4 protein-coding genes and 3 tRNA genes are annotated in these 7525 nt (G+C 64.5%); 1 reads left to right on the top strand and 6 read right to left on the bottom strand.

Going from position 1 to position 7525, the window contains the following annotated elements:
* The 4 genes from ASD07_RS08920 to ASD07_RS08905 form a co-directional block, all read right to left on the bottom strand.
* Positions 1-317, bottom strand: a 317-nt coding sequence (locus ASD07_RS08920) for a GTP-binding protein (RefSeq protein WP_227811199.1), incomplete at its 3' end; no start/stop codon positions are given.
* Positions 318-386: 69 nt separating this feature from the next.
* Positions 387-461 (bottom strand) — tRNA-Thr (locus tag ASD07_RS08915).
* 22 nt (positions 462-483) lie between these two features.
* Positions 484-557: transfer RNA gene (locus ASD07_RS08910), tRNA-Gly, on the bottom strand.
* A 50-nt stretch (positions 558-607) separates the two neighbouring features.
* A tRNA-Tyr gene (locus ASD07_RS08905) sits at positions 608-693 on the bottom strand.
* 198 nt (positions 694-891) lie between these two features.
* On the opposite strand from ASD07_RS08905, the gene ASD07_RS08900 reads away from it, so the two are divergent.
* The gene (locus tag ASD07_RS08900) at positions 892-4149 is read left to right on the top strand and encodes an EAL domain-containing protein (RefSeq protein WP_055928253.1); all 3258 of its coding nucleotides are present in this window, start codon (positions 892-894) and stop codon (positions 4147-4149) included.
* 141 nt (positions 4150-4290) lie between these two features.
* Here ASD07_RS08900 and ASD07_RS08895 read toward each other — a convergent pair whose 3' ends face one another.
* Positions 4291-5847, bottom strand: coding sequence for an HDOD domain-containing protein (locus ASD07_RS08895; RefSeq protein ID WP_055928250.1), 1557 nt, complete (start codon positions 5845-5847; stop codon positions 4291-4293).
* Positions 5848-5871: 24 nt separating this feature from the next.
* A complete protein-coding gene (locus ASD07_RS08890; protein WP_055928246.1) occupies positions 5872-7524 on the bottom strand; it encodes a tetratricopeptide repeat-containing response regulator in 1653 nt (550 codons plus the stop codon).
* Between the last annotated feature and the right edge of the window lies 1 nt (position 7525).

The following is a 7525-nucleotide window of genomic DNA, read 5'->3' as shown; positions in this document are numbered from 1 at the left end:
CAAACCAGGATCGCGCCGTCCATCTGCGCAGCACCGGTAATCATGTTCTTGATGTAGTCGGCGTGGCCTGGGCAGTCAACGTGAGCGTAGTGACGGTTGGCAGTCTCGTACTCGACGTGGGCGGTGTTGATGGTAATGCCGCGTGCTTTTTCTTCTGGAGCAGCGTCGATCTGGTCGTAAGCTTTGGCTTCGCCGCCGAATTTCTTCGACAGGACGGTTGCGATAGCAGCGGTCAGGGTGGTCTTGCCATGGTCAACGTGACCGATGGTGCCAACGTTCACGTGCGGCTTAGTCCGCTCGAACTTTTCTTTTGCCATTTTAGACTCCTAACAAATGTTGAGTTGCTGGGCACGCGCCCGACTAATCAGATGGATACTGCAGAATTCTGGTGCCCTTGACGTGGATTGAACACGTGGCCTCTCCCTTACCAAGGGAGTGCTCTACCACTGAGCTACAAGGGCTTATTTTTACTACTGTGCTGCATGGAGCGGGTGAAGGGAATCGAACCCTCGTCATAAGCTTGGAAGGCTTCAGCTCTACCATTGAGCTACACCCGCGAGGTTCCGACTACTTTCGACTACTACTTCACTTAGCTACCTGCAAGCTTTGGTGGAGGGGACTGGATTCGAACCAGTGTACTCATAAGAGGGCAGATTTACAGTCTGCTGCCTTTAACCACTCGGCCACCCCTCCGCGAAGGAACCGCAGAGTATGAAGCAACTTTCCAACACTGTCAACATCGTTATTTGCTTATTTCGCAAACGCTGCATGACGTGCGCTTCGGGGCGAGATTGTAATGGCTACTCCTGCAAATTTGCAAGTGTTGTTTTTGCGTTGCACCTTTTGCTTTAAAATCGGTCAACTTATTCCGTGCACCGGAGCGCCCATTCTGTGAAGAATCCCTCCCCCGGCTGGCCGCGCACGCTGGCCGCCAACCTGCTGCTGCTGGCGGCCTACGCGGTCATCGGGCGCTTCTGCCTCTACTTGTCCCTGGCGCCCGGTTATGCCAGTCCCCTCTTCCTGCCGGCCGGGATCGCCCTGGCCAGCATCGTTACCTTTGGGCCGCGCCTGCTGCCCGGCGTCGCCATCGGCGCCCTGCTGATCAATTTCCTGCCCCTGCCGGGTGCGCCCAATCCGCTGACCCTGCCGCCTTTGCCGCAAGGACTGGCTGCACTCGCTGCCGCCTTTGGTTCGGCGCTGCAGGCGTGGCTCGGCATGCTGTATTTCCGCCGCGCGATCCGGCCAGAAATCGGTGCCGGGCGCGATGTGCTGCGCTTCCTGCTGCTGGCAGTTTGCGTGACGCTGGTGAGCAGCACGCTGTCCAATGGCGCCGCAGCTGCCGCCGGCGCCATTGCGCCGCGCGATTTGCCGACCAGCTGGCTGACCTGGTGGATTGGCGATGCCATCGGCGTCATGCTGGCCGCGCCGCTGTGCTGGGTACTGTTCGGCCAGCCGCGCGCGCTGTGGCAGCGCCGTCGCTTGCTGGTGGGCGTACCCCAGCTCTTCCTGGTCACCCTGTGCGTGATGCTGTACGTGCTGGTGGCGCGCTGGGAAACCCGGCAGCACCTGGAAGGCTTCCGCCTCAAGGCGCAACAGGTGGGCGACTTGCTGCAGTCCCGTTTCAGCGAGCACGAGCGGTATGTATTCGCCATGGCGCGCGCCATCAACCGCTATGGGCGCGTGATGTCGGCGCAAGGCTTCGACAAGATTGCGCATGGCTACCTCGACCAGCGGCCCGAGCTGCTGTCGATGGCCTGGCTGCGGCCGGTATCCGAGGCCGATCGCCCGGCTTTTGAAACCTGGGCGCGCGACACCATCGGCGCGGACTTCCGCATCATCGCCCCGTCCACTGAACCCGGCCACTCACACAGCCATTCCGTGCACCGCCATGCCGAGGTGCCGCCTGGCGAGCATATGGTGACCTTGTTCATCGAGCCTGCGGCGCGCCGCCATTACCAGGGACTGGACTGGCTGGCCGAACCGGTCCGCGCGCAAGCCGTGCGTGAAGCGCTGCGCAGCGGCAAGCCGGTTGCCAGCGCACCGGTCATGCTGTCGATGCCGGGCGAAGGCAGCGGCGTGGTGCTGCTGCAAGCGGTTGATCCGGGCGATGGGCAAGCGGCGGCCGGCATGCTGCTGCTGGCGATGCAGATCGACACCTACGTCAACGGCGCGCTGGCCGCCGCCGATTTCCCGCATATCCAGGCCCGCCTGGTCGACCGCAGCGAGCCGGGACCGACCACGCTGGTCGACCTGATGTCGCGCGCGCCGAACGAAGACGACTATTGGCGCAAGCTCAGCCTTGGCGGCCGCGACTACGAACTGGTGCTGGCGCCCTCGGCTGCCTACATGGTGCACCAGCACGGCTGGCAAAGCTGGCTGGTACTGAGTGCGGGCCTGATGCTGACAGGGCTGCTGGGCGCCCTGATGCTGCTGACCAGCGGCGAACGCGCCCAGATCCAGCAGCAGGTAAAGGAAAGCACGATCCGCCTGCGCGAGCGCGAAGCGCGCCTGCAAGCCATCCTCGACAAGGCGGCCGACGCCATCCTGACCATCGGCGCCGATGGCCTGCTGGTCTCGGCCAATGCCGCGGCTTGCCGCCTGTTCGGTTATCCCGCCGAAGCGCTGGCCGGCATGCCGCTGGCGGTCCTGCTGCCGGAAGCGGAAAGCGATAGTGCGCCACGCTTGCTGCGCAATATCGCCAGCGGCGCCACCCACGAGCACGAATCCAGCGGCCGCCGCCACGATGGCAGCATTTTCCCGACCGCGATTTCGGTCAGCGAGGTGGAACTCCCCGACGGCAATGTATTCGTCGCCATCGTGCACGACCTGACCGAGCAGCAGCGCGCCCAGGAACGGATCTACAAGCTGGCTCACCACGATCCGCTGACCGGGCTGGATAACCGCCTCTCGCTCAACCTGCGCCTCGACCAGCTGCTGGCGCAGACGCGCCGCGCCAACGGCACGGCTGCCGTGATGTTCCTCGACCTCGATCACTTCAAGAAGATCAACGACACGCACGGCCACGCCACCGGCGACCAGTTGCTGGTGGCGGTCGCCGACCGCCTGCGCGAGCTGCTGCGCGAAGTCGACACCATCGCCCGCCTGGGCGGCGATGAATTCATCGTGGTCACCGGCGGCAACGTGACGCCGGCGGAAGCCAGCCAGGTCGCGGTGCGTATCGTGGCGGCACTGGCCGAGCCGTTCCACCTGGCAGGCAAGACGATCCATAGCGGCACCAGTGTCGGCGTCGCCATGTTCCCGCCCGACGGCCATGACAGCGCCGCCCTGCTGCGCCATGCGGATACGGCGATGTATGCGGCCAAGAGCCAGGGCCGCGGCAACTTCCAGTTTTTCGAAGCGGCCATGAATGCCGCCACCCATGACCGCTTGATGATGGAGAACCGCTTGTGGCAGGCGCTGGAACGCAAGGAGTTCGAGCTTTACCTTCAGCCGCAGGTGGAACTGGCCACGCGCCGCGTGATCGGCGCCGAGGTGCTGCTGCGCTGGCATCATCCGGAACTGGGCATGGTGGGGCCGGACCGCTTTATCCCGATTGCGGAAGAATCGGGGCTGATCCTGCCGCTGGGGGACTGGGTGCTGCAGCAGACCGTGGGCTTGCTGCGCCGCTGGCAGGGGTCGCTGCGCCTGGCCGTCAACCTGTCGGCGCGCCAATGCCACGGCGACGCCCTGCTGCCGCTGCTGGACCAGCTGCTGCGCGAGAGCGGGATTGATCCTGCGTTGCTCGAACTGGAGATCACCGAGTCGGCGGCGATGCAGGATCCGGAACGCAGCCGCGACTTGCTGCGCGAGCTGCGGGCGCGCGGGATCAAGGTGGCGATCGACGATTTTGGGACGGGCTATTCGTCGCTCAGCTACCTGAAGCTGTTCGAGATCGACCGGATCAAGATTGACCGCGGGTTTGTGAAGGATATCGAGAGCGACCCGAATGATGCGGTGATTGTGGCTGCGACCATCGGGCTGGCGCATGCGCTGGGGCTGGGCGTGGTGGCGGAGGGCGTGGAGACGGAGGCGCAGCTGGAATTCTTGCGCAGCAAGTACTGCAATGAGGCGCAGGGATATCTGTTTGCGCGGCCGATGCCGGTGGCCGAGTTCGAGGCGCTGGCTGGACGCTTACCTGAACCGGCCTGAACCGGCCTGAACCGGTAAACCGGGGTCTGACCCGCAGGGTCAGACCCCCAACGGTTTCGAGGCCGCAGGTGGGTTCGAGTCCTCTGACGTTTTGAGAAGATCAACGGTGTACAACCGAAAACCCGCGGCGGCTTACCGGTTTCAGGGGGACAAAGCCGCCAGCACCTGCGCCTTCAGCGCCCGAATCAGCGACGTCTCGTCCGGCGGCACCCCTTCCGGCGCAGGCTGGGCACGATCGGCATAGAACAAGCCAAGCTGCACACCCTGCACCACCAATGGCAGCACGATAAAGCTGCGCGCATCCGGCAGCAAATCCAGGTGCCACTTCGGCAGCAAATCGCGAATCTTGGCCACACTGGCATCCGCGATCATCAAATCGGCATCATTATCCAGCGCCAGGTGGAACAGATCCTTGCCCTGCAAGGGGAACACGAAGCCCTCCTGCCGCAAGGCCCGCTTGTCGCCCAGCGCAATGCGCGCCCGGAACTGCCCCGTCTTCGCATCCTTCAGGCAAACTGTCGCAAAGCGGAACCCCATGCTGCGGTACAAAGTCTCCAGTACCGCCTGCACCAGCTCATTCACCCGCGCCTTGCCCTCCACCCGCATCTCGGTCAGTTCCTGCACGCCGGCCAGCAACTGCTCGCGGGCGTCATACGGTTTGCCGCTCGGGTAGGCGCCCTCCTTCGCGCCGGAATCCATGCTGGCCAGCGCCAGCACGCTCGGCAAGGTCCCCGCCGCGCCCGGAACTTCGCCGGGTTCCGCATACGGGTCGCCCGGCTCGCCGGCAGAACCGCTGGAAGCGCCATCCAGCTGCATGCTGTTCAACAAAGCATCCATGCTGCTGCGCGCGCGCGTCAGCACCGTGGTCACCTGCTCGCGTTCCAGCCCCAGCGCGTTGCCGAAACGCTGGTGCAGCAGGCGTACGTCGTCGCTGGCCACGCCGCCCAGGCGCGTCAGCGCGCGCGCCGCATCCATGCTGAAGTGCACCACCTGCCGTATCCACTCGGTGCGGTCGGCCGGCGCCCGCATGGTGCTGCCGTACAAGGGCGTCAGCGAGCGGATGATGACGTCGGGGATTTTCCATTCGCGCAGCACGGTCGCCGTCAGCGTGTCGTAGGTGCTGCCCAGGATCATCTGCGAAGCCCGCGCCTGCGAGTGTTCGCCTGCCACGACCAGCGCATTGATCTCGCGGAAGCGGTCGTGTTCGCGCGAGGCGATCAGCAGCGGCCCCAGGTTCTTGAACAGCGCCCCGATCGCCGCTTCCTCCGCCTTCTGGTAAGGACTGTAGCGCGCCAGTTCGCGCCCAACCAGGCTGGCGCACAGCGCCGCCTCCAGCTCCACCCGCACACTTTGCGCATGCCTGCTGTTGGCCATGGTATCGACCAGCAGCATGGCCAGCGCCGTGGTTTTCACATTATCGAAACCAAGCAGCGAAATCGCATGGGAAATTGTGGTTACCGGCGCGCCCGAGGCCTGGCGGTATTGCGGCGTATTGGCCAGGCGCAGGATCTTCTGCGTCAGCGCCACGTCGGACAGCACGTGATAGGCCAGACTTTGCGTGCCCTGGTCGTCCGAATCGGCCATCTGCACCACGCGTGCGATCGACACGCCGAGCGCAAACAAACCCTCATCATCGCTGCACAACTTTTTCAGCAGGTAGGCGCGGACCGGGCGTTCTTCTGGTGGATTGGAGCTCATAGCCCATTGTAGCGCCAGCGGCTATCAGATCGCGACGCGCACCCCTGCTTCGCGCCGCGCGGCCGGGCGGATGTTGTATTTCTTCAATATGTCCTGGTGCAGGCCGGCCAGTGCATTCAGCTTGTCGTTGGCAGGATCGAGGCGGCGCACCGTGGCCACCAGCGCCAGCACGTGGCGCCCGAAGGCATCGTCCCAGCCCTCGTTTTCCAGGCATTTCAGGATCGCCACCGCCGCGTTGAACGCTACCTGGGCGTTGTCCGGCACCTTGGCGACGGCTTCCAGCATGAGGTCGACCGCGCCGCGGAAATCGCCCTGCTTCGCCAGCGCCGCACCGGCTGCCACCATCTCGCCCACTTCGTTGCGGCTTTCGTCGGCCAGGCGCTGTCCCAGTTCGGCGTGGCCGCTTTTCTCCATCATGCGCATGGCACGCTCCATGGCGCCCGGCGTGGCGGAATTGCGCATCACGTCGCGCATCACTTCCGTCGCCTGCTCCTCCTTGCCCACTTCCAGGCAGGTGCGCGCCAGCTCCATCTTCATCTCGTTCGACAGGCCGCTTGCGGTACGCACGCCGCTGACCGCATAGTCCAGCGAGGCGTTCATGCGTTCCACGTTGCCGGTGAATTCATGCAGCGCAGCCGAAGCAATGGCGCTGCAGACATCGGTGTTCGGGGTGCCGGACAACGATTTGTCCAGGTCGCGGATCACTGCGGCCGCCTGCACCGGGTCGCCTCTCTTGACCAGGGTTTGCGCCAGCTTGGCATGGTCTTCCGGCGTGCGGAATTCGGAATAGCGGGTCTTGCTCACCACCTGCTTGAAGGCGCGTTCGGCGCCTTCGACGTCGCCCGCCACCAGCGCCACTTCGCCCAGCCGCCGCAAGCGGCGCACCGCGTGCGGCGACAGTTCTACCGCATTGGCCAGCACGGCTTGCGCTGCAGCCGGATCGCCATTCGCTTCATGGGTGCGCGCCAGCCAGTCATAGGCATCGAGGAAGCGGGTGTTCCTGCCCAGCAGGTCTTGCAGCAGGTCGCGCGCTTCGTCGAAGCGGCCGCGCAGGTACAGGGTCTTGGCCTGGCCCAACCGGGCCCATGGCACCTGGCGGCTATCCCATAGTTCGGCATACAGCGGTTCGGCCAGTTCCGGCTCGCCGACCTGGATGTGCATCTCCGCACGCAGGCGGCGGAACTCCATGGCAAAGCGCGGCTGCGCGGCCTCGCCCTCCTCGCACGCTTCAATTGCCGCACGCAAGTCGCCCATGTCCACCAGCTGGTACACCGGCAGCAGCGCATTGCGACGGTCGAGGGCACGCCAGATGCGTTCCAGCATGGCATCGGCAGCGAAAGGCTTGAGGATGTAATCGTTGGGCATCAGCTCGGCGGCGCTGACCACCTTGCTGAACTGGCCCTCGCCGGTGACCATGAAGAACATGGTGGCGGCGTTGATCAGGCGGTGATGGCGCAGGTCTTCCAGCATTTGCTGGCCATCCTGGCCGCCTTCCAGGGCGTACTCGCACAGGACCAGGTCATAGATCCGGGTTTCCAGCGCGCGGATGGCCTGGTTGGAGCTGGCGGCATCGTCAATGCGCACCAGGCCGCACAAGCTCAGCATATTGTGCAGGCTGGCGCGCATGCTGGGATTGGGCTCGATGACCAGCGCTGTCAGGCCCTTCAGTTCATTCATG

This window comes from Duganella sp. Root336D2 (genome assembly GCF_001425005.1).
Classification (GTDB): domain Bacteria; phylum Pseudomonadota; class Gammaproteobacteria; order Burkholderiales; family Burkholderiaceae_D; genus Rugamonas.
Note: the sequence above shows the minus strand (reverse complement) of the source record. Positions and strands in the feature narration are given on the sequence as shown.

Bases quoted from the DNA above. Each gene is read 5' to 3' on its own strand.
- ASD07_RS08895 (WP_055928250.1), bottom strand. From the start codon at position 5,847: ATGAGCTCCAATCCACCAGAAGAACGCCCGGTCCGCGCCTACCTGCTG.
- ASD07_RS08890 (WP_055928246.1), bottom strand. From the start codon at position 7,524: ATGAATGAACTGAAGGGCCTGACAGCGCTGGTCATCGAGCCCAATCCC.